We start from the raw sequence: 20,856 nt of genomic DNA, 5'->3' as shown, positions 1-20,856 counted from the left end.
TGCTTATACGTACCTCGCCAACATCCATTTCATGTTCAGATACGGCCAGATCCGCCCGACCGACTCCCAATCCCAGGACTTCGACGCTGTCAAACGGCTGACCGCCGCGCGCAGACCCGCTTCATCCACCAGTTCCGCAAACGCCGGCACATTCCTGTCCAGCAGGTCAGCCGTCCAGCCGGCCAGCGGTCCGTTCAACCATTCCGGCATCGGCGAATTGAAGCCGACCTTGCGGCGCGCCGTGCGAATGGACTCCGGCATCAAATTGGCCATCGCCCGCCGTGCAACAGCCTTGGTATAGCCGTCTGCCGATTTGCTGCTTTCGGGAAGCGCCATCGTATAGGTCACCAGCCGCCAATCCATGAAGGGCATACGGACTTCGACGCCGTGCGCCATCGAAAGGCGATCGAAGTTGCGCAGGATGGTGGGCAGCACCGTGCTGTGAAACATCCGATACAGGCGCTTGTTCAAGCCACCCCATTCACGCGGCAGCACATCGTCCTCCGCTATCAACGGGAGCGGGGCGGGAAGATTGCGCAGGCCACCGCGCAGAAAATACACGCCCTTCCGCTTGAGGGCCAACGCACGCAGGACATCCACACAACGCCGGGCCAGTTTCGAACGCGACGCGAGGTCCTCTGCCGCGTTCCGTATTTGAAATGCGCGCGCTTGTCCTTCCTGCAAATAGCCGCCCATCAGCTCGTCAGCTCCGTGGCCGTCGAGTGACACCGTCACGTTGTTTTGGGTCAATCGCCGATAGAGCAGCCATATGGCGCTGGGCAACGCGATGTAGACGTCATCGAGATCGTCGAGAATCCGATCGAGGTCCGTCAGCGCATCGGCCTGTCCGATTTCGAGAAAAGTTGGCGCAACGTTGGCCCAGACGGCGGCCTCCTCGGCCATCGGCCTCTCGTCGTTCAAGGCGCCGGGGAACGTCGCAACAAAGGCGTGACGCCATGCCGCGCTGTCGCGCGACCCCATGCCTTCCTTCTCGTGCGTCGCCATGGCGCAAATCACGGCCGACGAATCGAAGCCACCCGACAGGCATGTTCCGATCGGGACATCGCTGCGCATGCGCAGCGCCACGGCATCCTGGAACAGCTCGCGAAAGCGCGCGACACGCTCGGCTTCGGTAGCCGGCACCGGCGGCAGATGATCCACGGTCCGCCACCACCGCTTGACACTGACCTTGCCCTGGCGAAGCCACATGCAGTGGCCGCCCTGCAGGCGGCGAACCTGGCGAAACAAGGTTCGCTCGCTTCCTTCGATGCCGAAGGCATCGAGCAGCAGCCGGCGTGCAACCTCCATGTCGACGGAAGTATCGATCAGTCCGCTCCGCACCAGCGCCCGTTGCTCGGAGGCGAAGATGAATCGTTCCGGCGACGCGGCATAGAGCAGCGGCTTGATACCGAAGCGGTCGCGCGCAAGAAACAGCTCGCGGGTGCTGGTGTCGAAGATCGCCAAGGCCCACATGCCGTTGAACCGGAGCAGCATGTCTTCCCGCCAGGCCTGCCAGGCGGCCAGGATCACTTCGGTATCGGATTGGCTGCGGAACACCGCGCCCTGCGCCTCGAGTTCGCGGCGAAGCTCGAGGAAGTTGTAGATCTCGCCGTTGAACACGATCACATGGCGGCCGTCCGCAGACAGCATAGGCTGATAGCCCCCCTCGCCGGGATCGATGATCGCCAGGCGGCGATGGCCGAAGGCGAGGCTTCGGTCTGCGCTGAACCAGGTCCCCTCGCCGAACGGACCACGATGCGCGATCAGGCTGGTCAGCCGCGAGATGTCGGCCGGTTCGACCGCATTGCCACCCAGATTTACGATGCCTGCGATTCCGCACATGTCCTAGACAGCCTTGAGGGGCAAGAAGCGACCGACGATCGAACGAATATCCTGCCAGCAAGCCCTTCGATACGGACCCAATTGCGACGCCGCAACCGCGATTGCGAAAATGATCGCGGCCGTCACCGATGAAACAGCGCCCACCGACCACCAGGACGGCGCGGGCTGGAATGGCGCGCGGTCGAGACCGTATCGCACCGCCAGCGCCGTCGCGATGCCGATGCCGAGCGGCATCAGCACGCAATGCACGATGCGTGACCACATGCCGGCGAGGTCAAAACTCCGGCGCAACAGGAAGACAATGGTCGCCATCTGCGCGATCATTCCGGCGCATGCGCTCCAGCCCGCGGCCTGCCATCCGAAGCGTGGCAATGCGATGGCGCTGGTTACGAGTATGACGACACCCGTGATCAAGGCGATGAGCGCGTTGGAGCGCGACCGCCCGTGCGCCAGCAAGTAAAAGCCGAAGACGTTCGCGCTCGATCCGAGGATCCCGGCAATCGATAGGACGACGAGAACCTGTGCAGCCTCGGCCGCGACCTCGGCGCCGGTCCAAACATGCAGCAGCGGACCGGCCACGGGGATCAATCCGCCGAGCGCGCTTGCGGCCAGGACGTTGAGAATCCACGACGATCGGAACAGCAGATCGACCTTGCGGTCGTCGCTCTCCCCCTGCAGCGTGCTGAAGAAGGGAAACAGGATCTCGCCGACCTTCAGGATACCGATATAGGTCGCCTCCTGCAGGCGCTGCGCAACGCCGTAGAAGCCGACAAACTGCGGTTGCAGTAGCGCGCCAAGCAGATATCGATCGGCCTGTCCCGCAAGCAGCGCACCGCTCTGTGCAGCAACCTGCCATCCGCCGAACCGAACCAGCCTGCCAAGCGCCTCGCGATGCAATGCTGGAGGTGCCAGCCACTGACGCATTTGGCCGCTACACCAGGCCAGGGCCAGCAGCAGGCCGACCGCCAACCCCAGCGCCTGGCAACCCAGGAATGTCGATGCGTATGGCGCGGCGGGGATCAGGACGAGCATCGAAAGTGTCGAGACCACGGTGCTGACGATGCCGATCGAGGCAATCCGGCGATAGTCTTGCCGCGCGGTGAACAACGAAATGAAAACCGCCGATACACATTGGCACAACCAGCCGATACCGCCCAACGCAAACGCCAGCGAAAGATCCTCGGCGGCCGGACCGGCCAGATGAAATCCGAGACGCGCGAGCGGAGTCCCGGCCACCAAAAGGAAAATGGCGATCGGCCCGCCCGCGCCGACGGCGAGCATGGCCGAGGTCGCGAACAGGCGTCGCGCGTCGTCGCGGTCGGATGACTCCAGTCGCTGTGCAAGCTCGCGCGACGTCGACAGCCCGAGCGCGTTGCTGAACACCAGTGCCGGCGCAATGCATGCGGTGACAAGACCCGCGACACCGAATGCCGCGAGGCCGAGATGGGTGATCACGAAAGGCAGGATGGCCAGGTTCAGCACCACGGCTACCACGAAGGCCATCGCATTCCAGGCGGAATTCCCCAGCAGATCTGGCGGTGTTTTTCTCAACGTCATGCCAGGCACCCCGGGGCCTTTCCCGCCAGACCCTTGCAAACGCGCGTCGATCAGGGTCCTCCCAAGTTGCGGATCGGGCTAGCAGGCAGCAGGCGGAATGTCGATAGGCGCGGACGCCGTCCCTAGGCTAATCCGGGCCATTTCGACTGCTTGCTCAAGCCGCTCGCACCCGGCGGCGAGCGGGCGCGTACGGAGGAGGCGACGGATCCGGCCAGACGGCATAGGCGAGCCGCCGCCATCCGCAGGCAGGCCTGCAGCAGGCGTTACGTCCCCCACCGTTATATGACGATAGATCGCCGAGGCACGCGAAGAAGTCTACGCATCTTCATTCCCGCACGCATCGATCAGCGCGGATTGCACTCTTCAGTAGATCAAAAAGTGTGCCAGGAGATACGCCGCTGCAGATGGCCCGTCGGCTGTGGCCCCCGCTGGCGGAACACCGATGGTACCGTCCGCATTGAGGTCTTGGTGGAAGGTGGCCTCGAGCGACTTAAACGACGCGTTCGTCCCCGACACCTCGGGAACGATATTGTCAGTATAAGTGCCGCTGACATCCACACTCCACGCCGTGTAGTGACCGGTCAGCGAGTCCTTCCAGGCCACATCATATCCGCTGGCGGTCTGCTCGGCTGCGATTGGCGCCCAAGTACCATACGCATTGGCGCTGACGGGTGAGCCGGCAATCTTCAGGACGGGCCCGCTGCCAGTACTGATATTGTCCAGGTAGAAATTGTCTCCCGTCTGCGTCAGCTTGGTGGAGCCCTGCGCCTCAATGATAGTGGTGGGAACACCGATGGTACCGTCCCCATTGAGGTCTTGGTGGAAGGTGGCCTCGAGCGACTCAAACGACGCGTTCGTCCCCGACACCTCGGGAACGATATTGTCAGTATAATTGCCGCTGACATCCACACTCCACGCCGTGTAGTGACCGGTCAGCGAGTCCTTCCAGGCCACATCATATCCGCTGGCGGTCTGCTCGGCTGCGATTGGCGCCCAAGTACCATATGCATTGGCGCTGACGGGTGAGCCGGCAATCTTCAGGACGGGCCCGCTGCCAGTACTGATATTGTCCAGGTAGAAATTGTCTCCCGTCTGCGTCAGCCTGGTGGAGCCCTGCGCCTCAATGATAGTGGTGGGAACACCGATGGTACCGTCCCCATTGAGGTCTTGGTGGAAGGTGGCCTCGAGCGACTTAAACGACGCGTTCGTCCCCGACACCTCGGGAACGATATTGTCAGTATAAGTGCCGCTGACATCCACACTCCACGCCGTGTAGTGACCGGTCAGCGAGTCCTTCCAGGCCACATCATATCCGCTGGCGGTCTGCTCGGCTGCGATTGGCGCCCAAGTACCATACGCATTGGCGCTGACGGGTGAGCCGGCAATCTTCAGGACGGGCCCGCTGCCAGTACTGATATTGTCCAGGTAGAAATTGTCTCCCGTCTGCGTCAGCTTGGTGGAGCCCTGCGCCTCAATGATAGTGGTGGGAACACCGATGGTACCGTCCCCATTGAGGTCTTGGTGGAAGGTGGCCTCGAGCGACTCAAACGACGCGTTCGTCCCCGACACCTCGGGAACGATATTGTCAGTATAATTGCCGCTGACATCCACACTCCACGCCGTGTAGTGACCGGTCAGCGAGTCCTTCCAGGCCACATCATATCCGCTGGCGGTCTGCTCGGCTGCGATTGGCGCCCAAGTACCATATGCATTGGCGCTGACGGGTGAGCCGGCAATCTTCAGGACGGGCCCGCTGCCAGTACTGATATTGTCCAGGTAGAAATTGTCTCCCGTCTGCACCAAACTGGTCGACCCGACCGCTTCGATCGTAGCGTTGATCAGGCTGGCGCTAGCAATGCTGCCGTCGGCGAACCGAAAAGATTCTGTACCCGTCACCGTGTCAGTGCCATCCGGGGTGCCGGAACGCTGATCGGCGATCGTGAAGGTCCGGGTTACCGAATTGTACGAGACGGCGTAATTCGCCTTGGTGCCCGAATACACCGCCGTATCCGTGCCCGCGCCGCCGATAATCGTGTCGTTGCCGCCGCCGCCGGTCAGCGTATCGTTGCCGGAACCGCCCGTCAGTGCGTTGGCGATGGCATTGCCGATGATCGTGTCGTTGCCGGCGCCGCCGATGGCGTTGTCGATGTAGGAACGCGCGTCGTTGTTGTAGAGATAGGCATTGTAGACGTTGCCCGCGTAATGGCCGTTGCCGAGATTGGCGAGTTGAACCGACGAGAACAGAGACGACGCACCTGGATTAAGGTTGATGCTCAAGTTCGTCGTGTAGTTTGACAGGTCGTAGGTATCGACGCCGCCACCATCCCAGATCGTCTCGTAGATGCGATTGGCCGAGCCACCGGCACCGCCATTGTCGGCCGGCTGGCCAGCGCCGTTGATGAACTCCTGCCCGGTGGTCGGGCTCCATGTATAGACGGTGGTCCCGCCCTGGGTGGTGTAGTTCGCGCCGTACATCGTCTGCAGCGCGAGAATATCGTTGGCCATATAGGTCTGCGGATACCCATAGGCTTCGTTGGTATAGCCGCTCGTTGTGGAAGCACCGACATAGCTGCGATAGCTCATGACGGTGTATTCGCTGTCGTCATGCGCGCTCGGCACCGCGACATTGGCGGGGCCGCCGGCTTCCTGACTGTGCTTCAGGCCAAGGGCGTGTCCGAGCTCGTGCAACGCAGTCGTAAAATAGTAATTGCCGAGCGCCGCCTGCGAATAGTTGTAGGCGGTTCCGAACCACACGTCGCCGCCGGGCGCGTAGTTGCCGGGGTAATAGGCGTAGGATGTCGGATTGGCCGCCGGCGACTGCGCGACCATGATGTCGGCGCCGTTCGTTCCGGCGTACTGGATGTTGGCGTTGGTGTAGCCGAGGATCAGTCCAATCGCGTAATTGATCCCGGCCTGCATCTGGCTCGGCGCCGGGGCAAAACCCGAGGTCGTCGGCTCACCGCTGCCGCCGCTATAGGGATTGGGGTAGTCGCTTGCAGCGTCCGGAAAGCTGTAGGTGATCGTGCCGGACCATTTATATCCTGACAGCAGGCCGTCGATCTCGGCGTTGTTGGTGGCACTGACGTTGACTGCTGTAGCCAAGGGGATCTCCGAAGCGGCAAACCCCGTTCGATTCGGGGCGCGGACAGGTGATTCTAGCTTGAGAGTTAAATCTTTGGTTTAATTTTGGCGAGGAGATCCTGACTCCGTCCATAACGCCGTGTTAGCCATCAGATCCCGTGTTCATACGGGCCAGGACAAGGATGTCAGTTCCAGCTCACTGCGTTTTGCGAGTGAAAAGATGAAACTAGGTCCACTCTCGGCCGGGCTGTTCGGCCTCTTGGTGGCGCTCGCCGGGCCCGGCCATCTACCCTTCGGAGGACTGCCTGTCATGGTCGGCAAAGCCAATGCGGATGAGAGCGGCAAGGAAAGCGCCAGGCAAGGCGGCACAGCGGGGCGCGCGCCTTCCGTTCCAATGGCTCGCGACCCCTCGGCTGCGGTCGCGGAGGAGTACGAATCCGCTCGTCGCAAGGGAACGCGGGAGGCGTTCGAGCTGTTCATTGCGCGCCACGGTGATGACCCGCTGGCCGAGCGGGCGCGCGCCGAGCTGAAACAGCTGGCGCGCTGATCCTTCGCGGCGCCCCTCAGGCATTGCACTTCGACAGGCGGCATCCGCGCGGCCCAGACCTGCCGCGTGATGTCTTGCCGCATGGTCTTTCGGCACTATGGTAGGCCCACAATCTGTCCCGGAGCCCATCAAGATGCCCTTTCCGCATGCCTCGGAAGCCCTGTCACGCTTTACCGTGCTCGATCTGACCCGCGTCCGGTCCGGGCCCACCTGCGTGCGGCAGCTCGCGGACTGGGGCGCCAACGTGATCAAGATCGACGCGCTCACCGAGGATGCCGGCGGCGAGCAGCCGGGCGGGCCGCGGCGGGGCTCCGACTTCCAGAACTTGCATCGCAACAAGCGGGCGATGACGCTGAACCTGAAAGACGAGCGCGGGCTCGCCGTGTTCAAGCGCCTCGCCGCCAAGGCCGACGTCGTGGTGGAGAATTTCCGCCCCGACGTGAAGAAGAAGCTCGGTATCGACTATGAGGGCCTCGCCAAGATCAATCCGCGCCTCGTCTACGGCAGCATCTCCGGCTTCGGCCAGGACGGGCCCTACCACAAGCGGCCGGGCTTCGATCAGATCGCGCAAGGCATGGGCGGGTTGATGTCGATCACCGGCGCGCCGGGCGAAGGGCCGATGCGGGTCGGCATTCCGGTCGCCGACCTCACCGCCGGTCTATTCTGTGCTATGGGCATCCTCACCGCACTGCTGGAACGCGAGGTCTCGGGCAAGGGCCAGTGGGTGCAGACCTCGCTGCTGCAGGCCCAGATCTTCATGCTCGACTTCCAGGCCGCACGCTGGCTGATGGAGAAGGAAGTGGCAAAGCAGGCCGGCAACAACCACCCGACCAGCATTCCGACCGGCGTGTTCAAGACCTCGGACGGCTACATCAACATCGCCACTACGGGCGGCCGGATCTGGGAGCGCTGCGCGCAGGCGATCGGCGCGCCCGAACTCTACAGCCATCCCGACTATCTGACCGCGCCGGCCCGCTCCAAGAACCGCGACGCGCTCAATGCAGAGATCGAGAAGCGTACCTTGACGAAGTCCACGGAGACCTGGGTCCGTGAACTCAACGAGGCCGGCGTGCCCTGCGGGCCGATCTACGCCATCGACCAGATGTTCGAAGACGAACAGGTCAAGCATCTCGGCATTGCGCAGGAGGTGCCGAATGACGAGGGTCGCGACATCCGTCTGGTCGGCCAGCCCGTGACGCTGTCGCGCACGCCGAGCAGGATGGTGGCGCGGCCGCCGGAATTCGGCGAGCAGACCGACGAAGTGCTGAAGGAGTTCGGCTTCGGCGCGGACGAGATTGCCAAGCTCAGGGACGCCAAAGTGGTGTGAGTGTTCTTTAGAGGTTGGCCAGCGAACTCGCGGAGCAATGAACAGGCAACGCGGGGTCGAATAACCAGGCCGGAAACGACAAAGCCCGGCGTGAGCCGGGCTTTGCTTCTTGTTGACGCCTCTGTTGTTCTTAGTACCGGGCGACCACCGGGCCACCGAACTGGTAGTTGATACCGGCGCGCAGGATGTGGTCGGTGAAGCGCGACGAGATGTTGGCACTGATCGTGGAGAGCGGCGCCAGCGTGAATGGACCGGAGCCGAAGCGTCCGAGGTCCATGTAGAGATATTCGAGCTTGGCGCTCCAGTTCTGGGTGATCTTGCCTTCGACGCCCACGCCAGCGGTCCAGCCGGCCCGCGTCGTCGAGTTCGAGCCGACCGAGCCGACCGCCACACCCGCGGGCGTGAAGCCGGACATCGTTCCGGTGGTCTTGATCTCTCCAAAGGCCAGACCACCCGTGCCGTAGAACAGCACCTTCGGCGTCGCCAAGATGCCGACGCGGCCGCGGACCGTACCGAACCACTGAAGATGTTGGTCGATCGTCAGCGAGGTGCCGGCAGCGGCGCCGGCGGGAAGGAAGGTAAGGCCCGGAAGACAGGCTCCTCCTGCAGGTCCGGTGGGGGCGCAATTGAAACCGGCGCTGCCCTTTTCACCCGACCATTGCAGGTCTCCCTCGATACCGTAGACCCAATTGGCGCTGTGCCAGTTGTAGCCAGCCTGGCCACCGGCGATGCCACCGTTCATGTCGAACGACGCATTGGTGATGGAGCCGGCCGGCGGCGCGATCGCAGCACCGGTTGCCGAGTTGAAGTAGGAGACGTCGGTGCGCGAGCGGCCCCAGCTGTAGCCGCCATTGGCGCCGACGTAGAATCCGGTCCAGCTCCAGACCGGATCGACAATGACCGGCGCCTTGACGTAGGGCCTTGCGGCCAGATCGGCTGCCAATGCGCCCGTCGCGAACAGCGACATCGCCGCCGCCATTCCAATCACAATCCGCTTCATGGCAATTCCTCCGCCCCAATTTGATGGTGAAAACATACGCGGAGGAGCGCCCAACGGCTGTGCCGCGCCAGCAACAACCGGAAACAATCGGGGCGTGCAACGCCCAAGCCTAGAGCGACATCACCCCTATGTATCTGAATCCAGGGGATATTCTACCTAGCTGGGCGCCTGCTTGGACCGCTGCGTCAATCCGACACGGACAAGCAAGCCGTCGATCACAGGCCAAAACAGCAGCACGATCGCCAAGGTTGTGATCGAGCCCACCAGGCCGTTCGACCAGAACACCTTGAGGTCGCCGCCGGCGCCGATCATCGACAGACGGAAGGCATCCTCGGCGCTCTTGCCGAGCACGAGCGCCAGCGTGAACGGTGCGAGCGGAATGCCGATCTTCTTGAAGACGTAGCCGACGACGCCAAAGCCCAGCATCAGCCAGATGTCGAACATCGCGTTCTGGATCGCATAGGCGCCGATCGCGCATGACACCACGATCATCGGCGCCACGGCCGCGAACGGCACCCGCAGGATCGAGGCGAAGATCGGCACCGTCGTCAGCACCAGCACGAGGCCGACGACATTGCCGAGATACATCGAGGCGATCAGGCCCCAGACGAAGTCCTTGTGCTCGACGAACAGCAGCGGTCCCGGATTGAGCCCCCACACCATCAACCCGCCGAGCAGGATCGCGGCGGTCCCGGAGCCGGGAATGCCGAGCGCCAGCATCGGCAGCAGCGCCGCGGTGCCGGAGGCATGCGCCGCCGTCTCCGGCGCGAACACACCCTCGATGCGGCCCTTGCCGAAGCTCTCGGGATCCTTGGAGAAACGCTTGGCGAGATTGTAGCCCATGAAGGAGGCCGCGATCGCGCCGCCCGGGGTAATGCCGAGCCAGCAGCCGATGAAGGAGGAGCGCAGCAGCGTCACCCAGTATTTCGGCAGGTCCTTCCACACACGCAGCACGACGCGCAACGAAATGCTCGCCGCGTGTCCGCGCAGCGCCAGGCGCTCCTCCATCGTCAGCAGGATCTCGCTGATGCCGAACAGGCCGATGACGGCGACGAGGAAGTTGATGCCGCGGAGCAACTCGGACGAGCCGAAGGTCATGCGCAGATTGCCAGACACTGTGTCCATGCCGATGCCGGCGAGCAACAGCCCCAGCGACATCGAGATGACGGTCTTGTGCTTGGCCTCGCGCCCGAGTCCGACGAAGGAGCAGAAGGTCAAAAGATACACCGCGAAAAATTCCGGCGGGCCGAACTTCAGCGCAAAGGACGAGATCATCGGGGCGAGGAAGGTGATCAGGAGCACCGCGACCAGCGAGCCGATGAAGGAGGACGTGAACGCCGCCGTCAGCGCCTCCGCCGCCCTGCCCTGCTGCGCCATCGGATAGCCGTCGAAGGTGGTCGCGACCGACCAGGCCTCGCCCGGGATGTTGAACAGGATCGAGGTGATCGCGCCGCCGAACAGCGCGCCCCAATAGATGCAGGACAGCATCACGATCGCCGAGGTCGGATCCATCGTGAAGGTGAGCGGCAACAGGATCGCGACGCCGTTGGGTCCGCCGAGTCCGGGCAAGACGCCGACGAAGATGCCGAGCACCAGCCCGACCATCATCAGCACGAGGGTCTTCCACGTCAGCAAGACCGCAAAGCCGTGAAGCAACAGGCCGAGAGCTTCCATCGCGGCTCGCCTTAGTGGCCGAAGGCCGCTTCGAGCGGCCCTTTCGGCATGATGACGTCGAAGGCGACGTCGAAGGTCACGAACATGATCGCCGTGAATACGACAGCGGTGAGCAGCGACTTCCACAGCGCGATCTTGCCGACGAGACGCATGAAGCTGGCGATCAGCAGGAAGCTCGCGACATAGAGGCCGAGAAACTGCGTCGCCAGGCAGAACAGCAACGTTGGCACGAACACGGCCATCACGCGGCGGGCTTGCGCGCGCGTGACGAAGGTTGCGGGCGCCGCGCGGTGCGCGACCAGCGCCACGATCAGGCCGTGAAGGCTGGCACCACCGAGAATGACGGAGAGATAGAACGGGAAATAGCCGGGCTCCGGCCCGGTCGAATCCCAGGAGGCGCCGGTGCGCCAATTGTCGTAGCCGAGCGTGGCGGCCAGCGCGAGCAGCAAGAGACAGACGAATATCTCGATCGTGCCGGAGGAGACGACGGAAGGCGAGTCGTGTTCGGGCGCGGTCGGATCGTCGACGACGATTTCAAGATCGGTCTGGGGCATGAGCCGTTTCGGACGGAGTAAGTTCAATTCCCCCTCTCCCCGCTTGCGGGGAGAGGTCGGGGTGAGGGGAAGTCTCGACGGGGAGGGTGAGAGTTGGACTCGCGGAGAGAGTCCTCACCCCAACCCTCCCAGCGCGAGCGAAGCTCGTCGCGCCTCCGTAAGAACGGGGCGAGCGAGAAGAGGCCGCTACTTCGCGACGAATCCGGCTTCCGTCATCAGCGACTTGTTGACTGCATCGTCCTCCTCGAGGAATTGCACCATGTCCTTGCCGGTGAGGAAGATCGGCTTCAGCGCCTGCTTTTCCATGTAGTCCTTGTATTCCGCGGTCTGCGTCACCTTGTGGAACAGCTCGACATAGAAGGCCTGCTGTTCCGCCGTGACCTTGCCGGGCAGGAACATCGCGCGCAGCATCAGATACTGCACATCGACGCCCTCCTCCTTGCAGGTCGGGATGTCGGCCCAGGACTGCGTCTCCGTCACTTTACTGGTGTAGGAGATTCGCTCTTTGTCGAACACGCAGAGCGGACGCACCTGGCCCGCGCGCCAGACCTCGAGATTTTCGGATGGATTGTTGACGTTGGATTCGGTGTGGTTGCCGACGAGCTGGATCGCGGCCTCGCCGCCGGACTTGTAGGGCAGATAGGAGAATTTCGCGCCGGTCTTCTGCTCGAGGAACACGGTCAGCACGTGATCCTCGCGCTTGGAGCCGGTGCCGCCCATCTTGAACGGCGCGCTCGCCGCCTTCGCGGCGGCGACGAACTCCTTCACCGTCTTGGGACCCGCGCTGTTGTCCCACAGCACGAACTGGTCAAGCGCGATCACCGAAATCGGAGTCAGCTCACGCCAGTTGAACGGGATCTTCGCCGATAGCGGCAGCATGTAAATCAGCGAATAGGCGATCAGCACCTTGTTGGGATCGCCCTCGCTGGACTTCATGTACATCAGTGCTTCCGCGCCGGAAGCCCCGCCCTTGAGCGAGACCACGATCGGTTGCTTCATCAGATTGTTCTTCTGGATGGCGGCCTGCATCATCCGCGCCATCTGGTCTGAGGCGCCGCCCGCGCCCGCCGCGACCACGATCTCGACCGGTTTGGCCGGCTCCCAGCCGGCAAGGGCCGGCGTGCTCGACGATAGCGCCGCTGCGACGCCAACAGCTTGGATCAGAATTCGCACGAGTTTCGTCCCCTGGTTATTGTTGGCTTTGTTTGCCAGGAATTTATCGGCGCATTGTGCGGACTAATGCGAGCGAGTTCAAGCACGCGGGCATCACGCTGCCTATGACTTTCGGCTGACGAAGCCAAGCCGGGGTCCGCGCTACTTGCCCTTCCAGTTCGGCGTGCGCTTGTTGAGGAAGGCGTCCATTCCCTCGCGGAAATCTTCGCTCATATAGGCCTTGAGGATCAGATCCTCGCCTTCTTCGCGCGACAGCGTGCGGCGGATACGGCGCACTGCCTCCTTGGTCGCTTCGAGCGTCAGCGGGGCGTGGCTCGCCACCAGCCTGGCGGTCTCGTCGGCGCGGCGCTGCAGCGTCTCGACATCAGGAACGATCTCGTTGAGGAGGCCGAGGGCCAGTGCTTCCGGTGCCTCGACGAGGCGCGCCTTGAAGATCAGATCCTTGGTGCGGGCGGGGCCGACCAGCGACACGACGCGGCTGATGTTCGACATCGACAGGCAGTTGCCGAGCGTGCGCGCGATCGGAAACCCGATGCGCGTGGTCTCAGTCCCGATGCGCAGGTCGCAGCAAGCCGCAATTCCGGCTCCGCCGCCGGTGCAGGCCCCCGCGATCGCCGCGATCACGGGCACGCGGCACTGCTCCAGCGTGCCGAGCACGCGATCGATGCGGGATTCATAGTCGAGCGCATCCTGCGCGGTCTTGAACGCACGGAATTGAGAAATGTCGGTGCCGGAGGCAAACGCCTTGTCACCGGCGCCGGTCAGAATCAGCGCCTTGATCGAGCGGTCGGCGTTGATCTCCTGGCAGATCTCCGCCATGCGCTCGTACATGGCGAAGGTCAGTGCGTTGCGCGCCTGCGGGCGGTTGAAGGTAATCCGCGCGATGCCGTCCGTGACGGAGTAGAGCAGGTCTTCGTTGGCGGTCGTCGGTGCGTTCATCGCGCGCTCTCTTTTCTCGAAGTTGGCTCAGGCAACCTGAGCCTTCAGGCAACCTGAGCCTTGGACATCGGCACCACGTCGCGTCCCTTCAGGACGTCCATGGCCGCCAACACCCCGCCGCTCCTGTGCGGGATCTTTGCAAGATCGAGCCCCATCTCGACTCCGGCGAGCGTGCCCATCAGCATCAGATCGTTGAAATGACCGATATGGCCGATGCGGAACACCTTGCCCTTGACCTTGTTCAGGCCGGTGCCGAGCGACATGTCGAAGTTTTCCAGCACCACCTTGCGGAAGGCGTCGGCATCGTGGCCATCAGGCACGCGCACGCCGGTCAGCGCCGGCGAATGCGCGGCAGGATCGGCGCACTGCGTCTCCAGGCCCCAGACCTTGATCGCGGCACGGGTCGCCGCGCTGTGGCGCTTGTGGCGCGTCCAGACGTTCTCGAGCCCCTCCTCTTCCAGCATCTTGATCGCCTCGCGCAGGCCGTACAGTAAATTGGTCGCGGGCGTATAGGGGAAGGTGCCGAGCTTGTTGAAGCCGATGACCTCCTGCCAATCCCAATAAGAGCGCATGCCGGGGTTGGCCTTGGCCACCGCGAGCGCCTTCTCCGAGACGGCGTTGAAGCCGAGGCCCGGCGGCAGCATCAGGCCTTTCTGGGAGCCCGCGACCGAGACGTCGATGCCCCAGGCATCGTGCTCGTACTCCATCGAGCCGAGGCCGGAAATGGTGTCGACCATCAGCAGCGCCGGATGCTTGATCCGGTCGAGCAGCTTGCGCACCTCCAGCGGCGGCGTCACGCAGCCGGTCGAGGTTTCGTTGTGGACGACGCAGACCGCCTTGATCGTGTGCTGCTTGTCGGCCACAAGGCGCTTCTCGATCTCGGCGAGATCGGCGCCATGGCGCCAGTCGCCCGGGATGAAGTCGACGTCGAGCTTGAACTTGTCGGCGATACCGCGCCACAGCACGGCGAACTGGCCGGTCTCGCACATCAGCACCTTGTCGCCGAGCGCGAGCACGTTGACCATCGCAGCTTCCCAGGCGCCGGTGCCGGACGAGGGGAAGATGATCACGGGCTGCTTGGTGCGGAACACCCGCTGCATGCCGGCGAGGGCTGCGAAACCGAGCTCTGCGAACTCCGGACCGCGATGGTCCAGCGTCGGCATATCCATCGCCCGCAGCACCCGGTCGGGCACGTTGGTCGGTCCTGGAATCTGGAGAAAATGCCTTCCAGTATGCACGGTCATCGGCGTCCTTCCCGGTCTCTTGAGTCTGTCTTGGCTTTGAGCCCAGCTTGACTTCGAGGCCTACGGCCTCAAGGGGGCTGCGTAAGCCGCTCGAATATCACTATTCGCCGGGCTTGTCCCTCGCCGGGCGGGGTCCGTCAATGCACAAGAAGCAGGGCTCGCCTTGCCAAGGGCCGTGACCGTAGGCAAGACGGGGGCGGCGAACAGGCAAGAGCGGACTATGGCGGCGGAAGTGCCCGGTAAATCAGACGAATCGGCCAAAAAGGACGGCCTCGCGGAACGTCTGGCCCGCGAAGTGACCGGCGACGTCCTGTTCGACGCTTTCAGCCGGGGCCGCTACGCCACGGACGCTTCCTTCTACCAGATCATGCCCTCTGGCGTGGTGGTGCCGCGCACCATGGACGAGGCCTTGCGGGCGCTGGCGATCGCGCGCGACGAGGGACTGAAGGTGACCCCGCGCGGCGGCGGCACCTCGCAATGCGGCCAGACCGTCAATGACGGCCTCGTTGTCGATCTCTCGAAGCACCTGAACCGAATCCTGTCGCTCGACGTCGAAGGGCGCACCTGCGTGGTCGAGCCCGGCATCGTGCTCGACGACCTCAACCGCCAGCTGAAAAAGCACGGCCTCTGGTTTCCAGTCGATGTCTCCACGGCCTCGCGCGCCACCATCGGCGGCATGGCCGGCAACAATTCCTGCGGCGGCCGCAGCCTGCGCTACGGCACCATGCGCGACAACACGCTGTCAATGGAGGCCGCGCTCGCCGACGGCACGCTGAGCCGCTTCGGCGAGGTCTCGCGCGATTTCTCCGATCTCGATGCCGACGACAGCGCCCGCGCCCTGTTCCGCGACATGCTCGATCTCGGCGCCCGTGAGGCCGGGGAGATCGCCGCGCGCTTCCCAAAAGTGCAGCGCCGTGTCGGCGGCTACAATCTCGATGCGCTGGTGCCGCGCAATGCTCGCAACAACATGGCGCATCTGCTGGTGGGTTCCGAAGGCACGCTGGCGTTCACCACCAAGGTCGAGCTGAAGCTGTGGCCCGTGATCCGCAACAAGGCGCTGGGCATCTGCCATTTCGGCAGCTTTTACGAGGCGATGGACGCGGCCCAGCATCTGGTCAAGCTGAAGCCGATCGGGGTCGAGCTGGTTGACCGCACCATGCTCGCGCTCGGCCGTGACATCGCGATGTTCCGGCCCATCATCTCCACCGCCATCAAGGGTGATCCGGATGCGGTGCTCGTGGTCGAGTTCGCCGAGGAGAATCAGGCGGACAACCTCGTACGCCTGAAGCAACTCGGCGAGTTGATGGGCGATCTCGGCTTCGGCTGGAATAACGACAAGCGCAAATGGGGCGGCGTGGTGGAAATCACCGAGCCCGCGCTGCAGAGTGGGATCGCCGATTTCCGCGCCGCCGGCCTCAACGTCATGATGTCGATGAAGCAGGAGGGCAAGCCGGTTTCCTTCGTCGAGGACTGCGCCGTGCCGCTGCCGCATCTCGCCGACTACACCGCGCGGCTGAGCGAGGTGTTTGCCAAGCACGGCACCAGCGGCACGATGTATGCTCACGCCTCCGAAGGCTGCCTGCATGTGCGACCCGTGCTGAACTTGAAGCTGGACAAGGACGTCAAAGCGATGCGGGCCATCGCCGAGGAAGCCTTCGAACTGGTGCGCGAATACAAGGGCTCGCATTCCGGCGAGCACGGCGATGGCCTGGTGCGCTCCGAATTCCACGCAACGATGTTCGGCGAGCGTCTCGTCGCCGACTTCCGCGAGGTGAAGCAACGCTTCGATCCCGATGGCGTGCTCAATCCCGGCAAGATCGTCGACGCTCCCAGGATGGACGATCGCTCGCTGTTTCGCTTCAAACCCGACTATCGCGTCGCTGAGCTCAAGACAAAACTCGACTGGTCCGCTTATCCCGGGGCCGGCGGCGGTTTTCAGGGCGCGGTCGAGATGTGCAACAACAACGGCGCCTGCCGCAAGCTCGAAGGCGGCATGATGTGTCCGTCCTACCGCGCGACGCGCAACGAGAAGGATGTGACGCGAGGGCGCGCCAACACTTTGCGGCTCGCCATCTCCGGCCAGCTCGGCGAGGGCGCCTTGTCGTCGGACGAGATGATGGAGACGCTAAAGCTTTGCGTGTCCTGCAAGGCCTGCCGCCACGAATGCCCGACCGGCGTCGACATGGCCAAAATGAAGATCGAGGTGCTTGCCGCGCGCGCGGCCTCGCATGGCCTGACCTTGCGTGACCGCCTGGTCGCCTACCTGCCGCGCTATGCCGGCCTCGCGTCGCGCTTCGCGCCGCTGACGAATTTGCGCAACCGCAGCCCGCTGCTGCGAAAGCTGATCGAGCGCTTTGCCGGCATCAGCGCGCGCCGCGCGCTGCCGGCGTTCCGCAGCGACGTGTTCGTGCCGCCGGCCGAGGCGGTCGGGCCGGAAACCGGGCGCGAGGTGGTGCTGTTCGCCGACACGTTCAATCGCATCTATGAGCGCGAGAACCTCGAGGCCGCGTTGCGCGTGCTCGCAGCCGGCGGCTACCGCGTGCATCTGCCGAAACCTGCAAGCGGCAGCCGTCCGCTGTGCTGCGGCCGCACCTTTCTGTCCGCCGGTCTCGTCGACGAAGCCAGATCCGAGCTCGATCGTCTCGTCGCCGCATTCGCGCCCTTTGCCACGCGCGGCGTGCCGATCGTCGGTCTCGAGCCGAGCTGTCTTTTGACCCTGCGCGACGAGCTCGCCTCGCTACGCAAGGACGACGACGCCAAGGCGGTCGGCGCCCACGCGCTGACCTTCGAGGAATTCCTGGTGCGCGAGGCCGAGGCCGGCCGGCTGCAACTGCCGCTCGGCAGCGTTGCCGACAAAGCCCTGGTGCACGGCCATTGCCATCAAAAATCCTTCGGCGCGTTCAAGCCGGTCGAGCAGGTGCTGCGCCTCGTCCCCGGCCTGAAGGTCGAGACCATCGAGTCGAGCTGCTGCGGCATGGCGGGCGCCTTCGGTTATGGCGCGGACACCTACGATGCTTCGATCGAGATGGCGGAGCTGTCACTGCTACCCGCCGTGCGGCGCGCGGACCAAGATACGCTCGTCGTCGCCGACGGCACCTCGTGCCGACACCAGATCCGCGACGGTGCCCAGCGCGAGGCGCTTCACGTCGCGCGCGTGCTCGCGATGAGTCTCGATCGTGCGAAGATCCAATCCACAACCACTCCCCTTGCAAAGGAAACCAGTCATGGCTGACCTCACCCTCGAGACCGCCCGCAAGATCCTCGACGCCGCTTTCGCGAAATCCACCGAGCTGAAGCTGAAGCCGCTGGTCGTCACCATCCTCGACGCCCGCGGCGTGCTCAAGATCGCCGCGGCGCAGGACGGCACCAGCCTGATGCGCGCCGAGATCGCCCACGGCAAAGCCTATGGCGCGCTCGCATTGGGCATGGGCTCGCGCGCGCTATTCCAGCGCGCGCAGGAGCAGGCCTATTTCATCGACGCCGTGAACACCATGGCCAAGGGCGCGCTGGTGCCGGTCCCCGGCGGCGTGCTGATCATGGACGGCACGACGCTGCTTGGCGCCGTCGGCGTCTCCGGGGACACGTCGGACAATGACGAGGCCTGCGCGGTGGCAGGCATCCAGGCCGCGGGGTGGAGGGCCAACGCGGGGTAGTGATCGTCCACACACCCAGAGCTCCTGCGCTTGGCAAGACGTTATGGAGCGCACCAGGATCGCTTATCGGGGGTTCGAGTTCCTAGACCGCTACATGGCTCAACCGACTATTGTGGTGGCGATGTTCTCTTACCGGAGGGCGGTTTAACTCCCGACCTCGTGCCTTGATAGCCTGCCAGAAGCCGCCGTTCTTACTCGGTCCACGCACGCGACGCGCCAACGCAAAATCACGATTCCGACGGGCCGCTGATTAAGGGCCTCATCTTTTATGAATAAAAAACAGTTACTTACTTGTAAGATCGTCGCTTAAAGGGCCTATGTAGATCAATCGCTTACAGGCGAATTATAAATCGCGAGCGAACCTGCGACCCCAACGCAAGTAGCAAGCGAAAAGATCAACATAAACAGTGAACTTTGCTCGCGATTGGCCACCATTATCGCCGTTGTTCACGGGGTTTCGGTGGTCAATCGGTGGTCAGCTTTCAGGCTCAAGACCCGCTGATTAAGAGTTCAAAACCGGCGCCTCTCTACGATTTCTGAATCTCCGCCACACTACGACAACGTCCAAGAAGACCTTTTTTTAGGGGCTTGTCGCATAGCTTCGCAGTCCAGCGAACCCTCACCTTCAAACACCTCAGTTCGCCAAAACCGTTTGAAAGCCGTTTTAGCAGTTCTCGTCCGCCCTCATGACCGACATCCGCATTACTCTCAGCGACAAGGCCATCGCTCAGTTACCAGCTCCAGAAAATGGATGGAATTTGGCTCGCGATACAGCCAACTGGATTTGCCGACGGGCGAAGAAGACGCCGTCCACGTCCTTTACGTTCATTAAGCTCTGACTCTCAACGCCGGCGACCGGGCTGACCTGCACAGTGCCATCCGGATCGAGCGCGTAAAGATAGTCCTCTCTTCCGAACCGGATGGTACGAAGCAATGCCTTGCTACGAGCCAATGTCTCGGCTTCGGAAAGACCATCTTTAATCGCCGCTTGGTAGTGAAGATCGATGACTTGGCGAGCCAGACGAACCAATTCGCGTACTTCCGTTTTACGATCTTCGATCAGATTGCTTCTAAGGGCCGATAGACCGACACCCGCAACAGCGAATATGCCGCCAACCGACAAACCTAGCATGAGCAAAAGCTTAGAGTGGATTCGCAAATTGCCGAGCACAATATTCTCCCCGCCTGGTTGCTGAACAGCATTGCTCCACGTGCACAGTTGGTTGGTATGCTTAGGCTACCGCCGAAAACAAGCGAGAAGGCGCCAACTGCCAACCTACGCCAAGCGTACGGCCAGGCAGTTGATCATTGCCACAAAAAAGCGTCGCGAAGAGCGGACAAGATCTCTCCTTATCCGGCTAAACGCCAATCTCCCGTCGGAATAAAGGCACGTCGGCCTATGGCAGAACCGATGAATACGCTGAAAGAATCGCCTATTTTCCCGTCCACACTGGTTTGCGCTTCTCGCTGAACGCTTTCAGCCCTTCCTTGGCATCCTCGGTCATGGCGAGCAGCGCGATCTGGCTTTCGGTGTAGGCGATGCTCTCGTCGAACGACATCGAGGCGATGGCGCGCATCGCGTATTTGCCGCGACGGATCGCGGTCGGGGATTTGTCGACGATGCGGCCGATCAGCCAGTCGACCTTGGCATCCAGCTCGGCCGTGGGCACGACGTAGTTCAGCAGGCCTGCTGCCAATGCCGCTTTCGCGTCGAACGGCTCGCCGGTCAACGCCCATTCGTTGACGAGGCGCGGTGGCGCGATCGACTGCAACAGGCTCAACACCTGCATCGGGAACACGCCGACCTTCACCTCCGGCAGGCCGAAGATGACGTGATCGGCGGCGACGGCCATGTCGGTCATGCAGAGCAGGCCCATGCCGCCTGCCATGCAGACGCCGCTGAGGCGCGCAATCGCGGGCTTGGTCGCGTTCTGCGACAAGCGCAGCAGATCGGCATAGTCGACATTCGGCTTCGAATGATCCATCGCGAAGGCCGCGCCGGAGTTCTGCAGATCCGCGCCGGCGCAGAACGCCTTGTTGCCAGCGCCCGTCAGCACGATGATTCGGACATCCTTGTCGTCATGCGCGTCGCGATAGCCGCGCGTGATGCCGGCGATCACCTCGCCATTCAGCGCATTGCGTTTCTCGGGCCGGTTGATGGTGATCCAGAGCGCCTGCCCGCGCTTCTCGGTGATCACGGCTGTGGTGTCGGTCATGGCGCGCTCGCTTCCTTGGGCTCTCCGTTTTGCAGCCATTTGCGGCAGC

The 20,856-nt window shown here is 63.1% G+C and carries 15 protein-coding genes; 4 read left to right on the top strand and 11 right to left on the bottom strand.

The genetic code is table 11. From position 1 onward, the window contains the following. Positions 1–3: 3 nt before the first annotated feature. The 3 genes from asnB to BcanWU425_RS13445 all read right to left on the bottom strand — a co-directional run bounded on the left by asnB (position 4) and on the right by BcanWU425_RS13445 (position 6,501). Positions 4–1,842 (bottom strand): asparagine synthase (glutamine-hydrolyzing), encoded by a 1,839-nt coding sequence (asnB, locus tag BcanWU425_RS13455; RefSeq protein ID WP_204511846.1) that lies wholly within the window; start codon positions 1,840–1,842, stop codon positions 4–6. Positions 1,843–1,845: 3 nt separating this feature from the next. Further along, a complete protein-coding gene (locus tag BcanWU425_RS13450; protein WP_210351092.1) occupies positions 1,846–3,399 on the bottom strand; it encodes a lipopolysaccharide biosynthesis protein in 1,554 nt (517 codons plus the stop codon). Positions 3,400–3,762: 363 nt separating this feature from the next. Beyond that, the gene (locus tag BcanWU425_RS13445; RefSeq protein WP_204511848.1) at positions 3,763–6,501 is read right to left on the bottom strand and encodes a M10 family metallopeptidase C-terminal domain-containing protein; all 2,739 of its coding nucleotides are present in this window, start codon (positions 6,499–6,501) and stop codon (positions 3,763–3,765) included. Between the two features lie 199 nt (positions 6,502–6,700). On the opposite strand from BcanWU425_RS13445, the gene BcanWU425_RS13440 reads away from it, so the two are divergent. Further along, positions 6,701–7,027, top strand: coding sequence for a hypothetical protein (locus tag BcanWU425_RS13440; RefSeq protein ID WP_204511849.1), 327 nt, complete (start codon positions 6,701–6,703; stop codon positions 7,025–7,027). Positions 7,028–7,160: 133 nt separating this feature from the next. Beyond that, a complete protein-coding gene (locus BcanWU425_RS13435) occupies positions 7,161–8,354 on the top strand; it encodes a CaiB/BaiF CoA transferase family protein (protein WP_204511850.1) in 1,194 nt (397 codons plus the stop codon). 130 nt (positions 8,355–8,484) lie between these two features. Here the strand turns inward: BcanWU425_RS13435 and BcanWU425_RS13430 are convergent, their stop codons facing one another. The 6 genes from BcanWU425_RS13430 to BcanWU425_RS13405 all read right to left on the bottom strand — a co-directional run bounded on the left by BcanWU425_RS13430 (position 8,485) and on the right by BcanWU425_RS13405 (position 14,938). Then, positions 8,485–9,354: an outer membrane protein gene (locus BcanWU425_RS13430; protein WP_204511851.1), complete on the bottom strand. Its 870-nt coding sequence runs from the start codon at positions 9,352–9,354 to the stop codon at positions 8,485–8,487. A 156-nt stretch (positions 9,355–9,510) separates the two neighbouring features. After that, complete coding sequence (locus BcanWU425_RS13425; RefSeq protein WP_231190543.1) at positions 9,511–11,028, bottom strand: tripartite tricarboxylate transporter permease; 1,518 nt, start codon at positions 11,026–11,028, stop codon at positions 9,511–9,513. An 11-nt stretch (positions 11,029–11,039) separates the two neighbouring features. Then, positions 11,040–11,582 carry a tripartite tricarboxylate transporter TctB family protein gene (locus tag BcanWU425_RS13420; protein WP_204511853.1) on the bottom strand — a complete coding sequence of 181 codons (543 nt, stop codon included), beginning with the start codon at positions 11,580–11,582 and terminating at the stop codon, positions 11,040–11,042. Positions 11,583–11,768: 186 nt separating this feature from the next. Further along, positions 11,769–12,755: a Bug family tripartite tricarboxylate transporter substrate binding protein gene (locus BcanWU425_RS13415; protein ID WP_204511854.1), complete on the bottom strand. Its 987-nt coding sequence runs from the start codon at positions 12,753–12,755 to the stop codon at positions 11,769–11,771. 141 nt (positions 12,756–12,896) lie between these two features. Next, on the bottom strand, positions 12,897–13,694 hold the full coding sequence (locus tag BcanWU425_RS13410) for an enoyl-CoA hydratase/isomerase family protein (RefSeq protein ID WP_231190537.1): 798 nt from the start codon (positions 13,692–13,694) through the stop codon (positions 12,897–12,899). A gap of 44 nt (positions 13,695–13,738) precedes the next feature. Continuing rightward, positions 13,739–14,938, bottom strand: coding sequence for a pyridoxal-phosphate-dependent aminotransferase family protein (locus tag BcanWU425_RS13405; RefSeq protein WP_231190535.1), 1,200 nt, complete (start codon positions 14,936–14,938; stop codon positions 13,739–13,741). 220 nt (positions 14,939–15,158) lie between these two features. Between BcanWU425_RS13405 and BcanWU425_RS13400 the strand changes: the two genes are divergently transcribed. After that, complete coding sequence (locus tag BcanWU425_RS13400) at positions 15,159–18,170, top strand: FAD-binding and (Fe-S)-binding domain-containing protein (RefSeq protein WP_231190533.1); 3,012 nt, start codon at positions 15,159–15,161, stop codon at positions 18,168–18,170. Then, entirely contained in the window at positions 18,163–18,591 is a 429-nt protein-coding gene (locus tag BcanWU425_RS13395; protein ID WP_231190523.1) for a GlcG/HbpS family heme-binding protein, read from the top strand. The genes BcanWU425_RS13400 and BcanWU425_RS13395 overlap by 8 nt, the downstream gene beginning before the upstream one ends. A gap of 727 nt (positions 18,592–19,318) precedes the next feature. Here the strand turns inward: BcanWU425_RS13395 and BcanWU425_RS13390 are convergent. Both BcanWU425_RS13390 and BcanWU425_RS13385 read right to left on the bottom strand, forming a co-directional pair. Continuing rightward, entirely contained in the window at positions 19,319–19,762 is a 444-nt protein-coding gene (locus BcanWU425_RS13390) for a cache domain-containing protein (RefSeq protein WP_231190521.1), read from the bottom strand. Positions 19,763–20,024: 262 nt separating this feature from the next. Beyond that, complete coding sequence (locus BcanWU425_RS13385) at positions 20,025–20,807, bottom strand: enoyl-CoA hydratase/isomerase family protein (RefSeq protein WP_085394635.1); 783 nt, start codon at positions 20,805–20,807, stop codon at positions 20,025–20,027. Between the last annotated feature and the right edge of the window lie 49 nt (positions 20,808–20,856).

The organism is Bradyrhizobium sp. WU425 (assembly GCF_021052305.1).
GTDB lineage: Bacteria > Pseudomonadota > Alphaproteobacteria > Rhizobiales > Xanthobacteraceae > Bradyrhizobium > Bradyrhizobium canariense_D.
Note: the sequence above shows the minus strand (reverse complement) of the source record. Positions and strands in the feature narration are given on the sequence as shown.

Coding starts and splice junctions, on each gene's coding strand:
- asnB (WP_204511846.1), bottom strand. CDS start 1,842: ATGTGCGGAATCGCAGGCATCGTAAATCTGGGTGGCAATGCGGTCGAA.
- BcanWU425_RS13450 (WP_210351092.1), bottom strand. CDS start 3,399: ATGACGTTGAGAAAAACACCGCCAGATCTGCTGGGGAATTCCGCCTGG.
- BcanWU425_RS13440 (WP_204511849.1), top strand. CDS start 6,701: ATGAAACTAGGTCCACTCTCGGCCGGGCTGTTCGGCCTCTTGGTGGCG.
- BcanWU425_RS13435 (WP_204511850.1), top strand. CDS start 7,161: ATGCCCTTTCCGCATGCCTCGGAAGCCCTGTCACGCTTTACCGTGCTC.
- BcanWU425_RS13430 (WP_204511851.1), bottom strand. CDS start 9,354: ATGAAGCGGATTGTGATTGGAATGGCGGCGGCGATGTCGCTGTTCGCG.
- BcanWU425_RS13425 (WP_231190543.1), bottom strand. CDS start 11,028: ATGGAAGCTCTCGGCCTGTTGCTTCACGGCTTTGCGGTCTTGCTGACG.
- BcanWU425_RS13420 (WP_204511853.1), bottom strand. CDS start 11,582: ATGCCCCAGACCGATCTTGAAATCGTCGTCGACGATCCGACCGCGCCC.
- BcanWU425_RS13410 (WP_231190537.1), bottom strand. CDS start 13,694: ATGAACGCACCGACGACCGCCAACGAAGACCTGCTCTACTCCGTCACG.
- BcanWU425_RS13405 (WP_231190535.1), bottom strand. CDS start 14,938: ATGACCGTGCATACTGGAAGGCATTTTCTCCAGATTCCAGGACCGACC.
- BcanWU425_RS13400 (WP_231190533.1), top strand. CDS start 15,159: ATGGCGGCGGAAGTGCCCGGTAAATCAGACGAATCGGCCAAAAAGGAC.
- BcanWU425_RS13395 (WP_231190523.1), top strand. CDS start 18,163: ATGGCTGACCTCACCCTCGAGACCGCCCGCAAGATCCTCGACGCCGCT.
- BcanWU425_RS13385 (WP_085394635.1), bottom strand. CDS start 20,807: ATGACCGACACCACAGCCGTGATCACCGAGAAGCGCGGGCAGGCGCTC.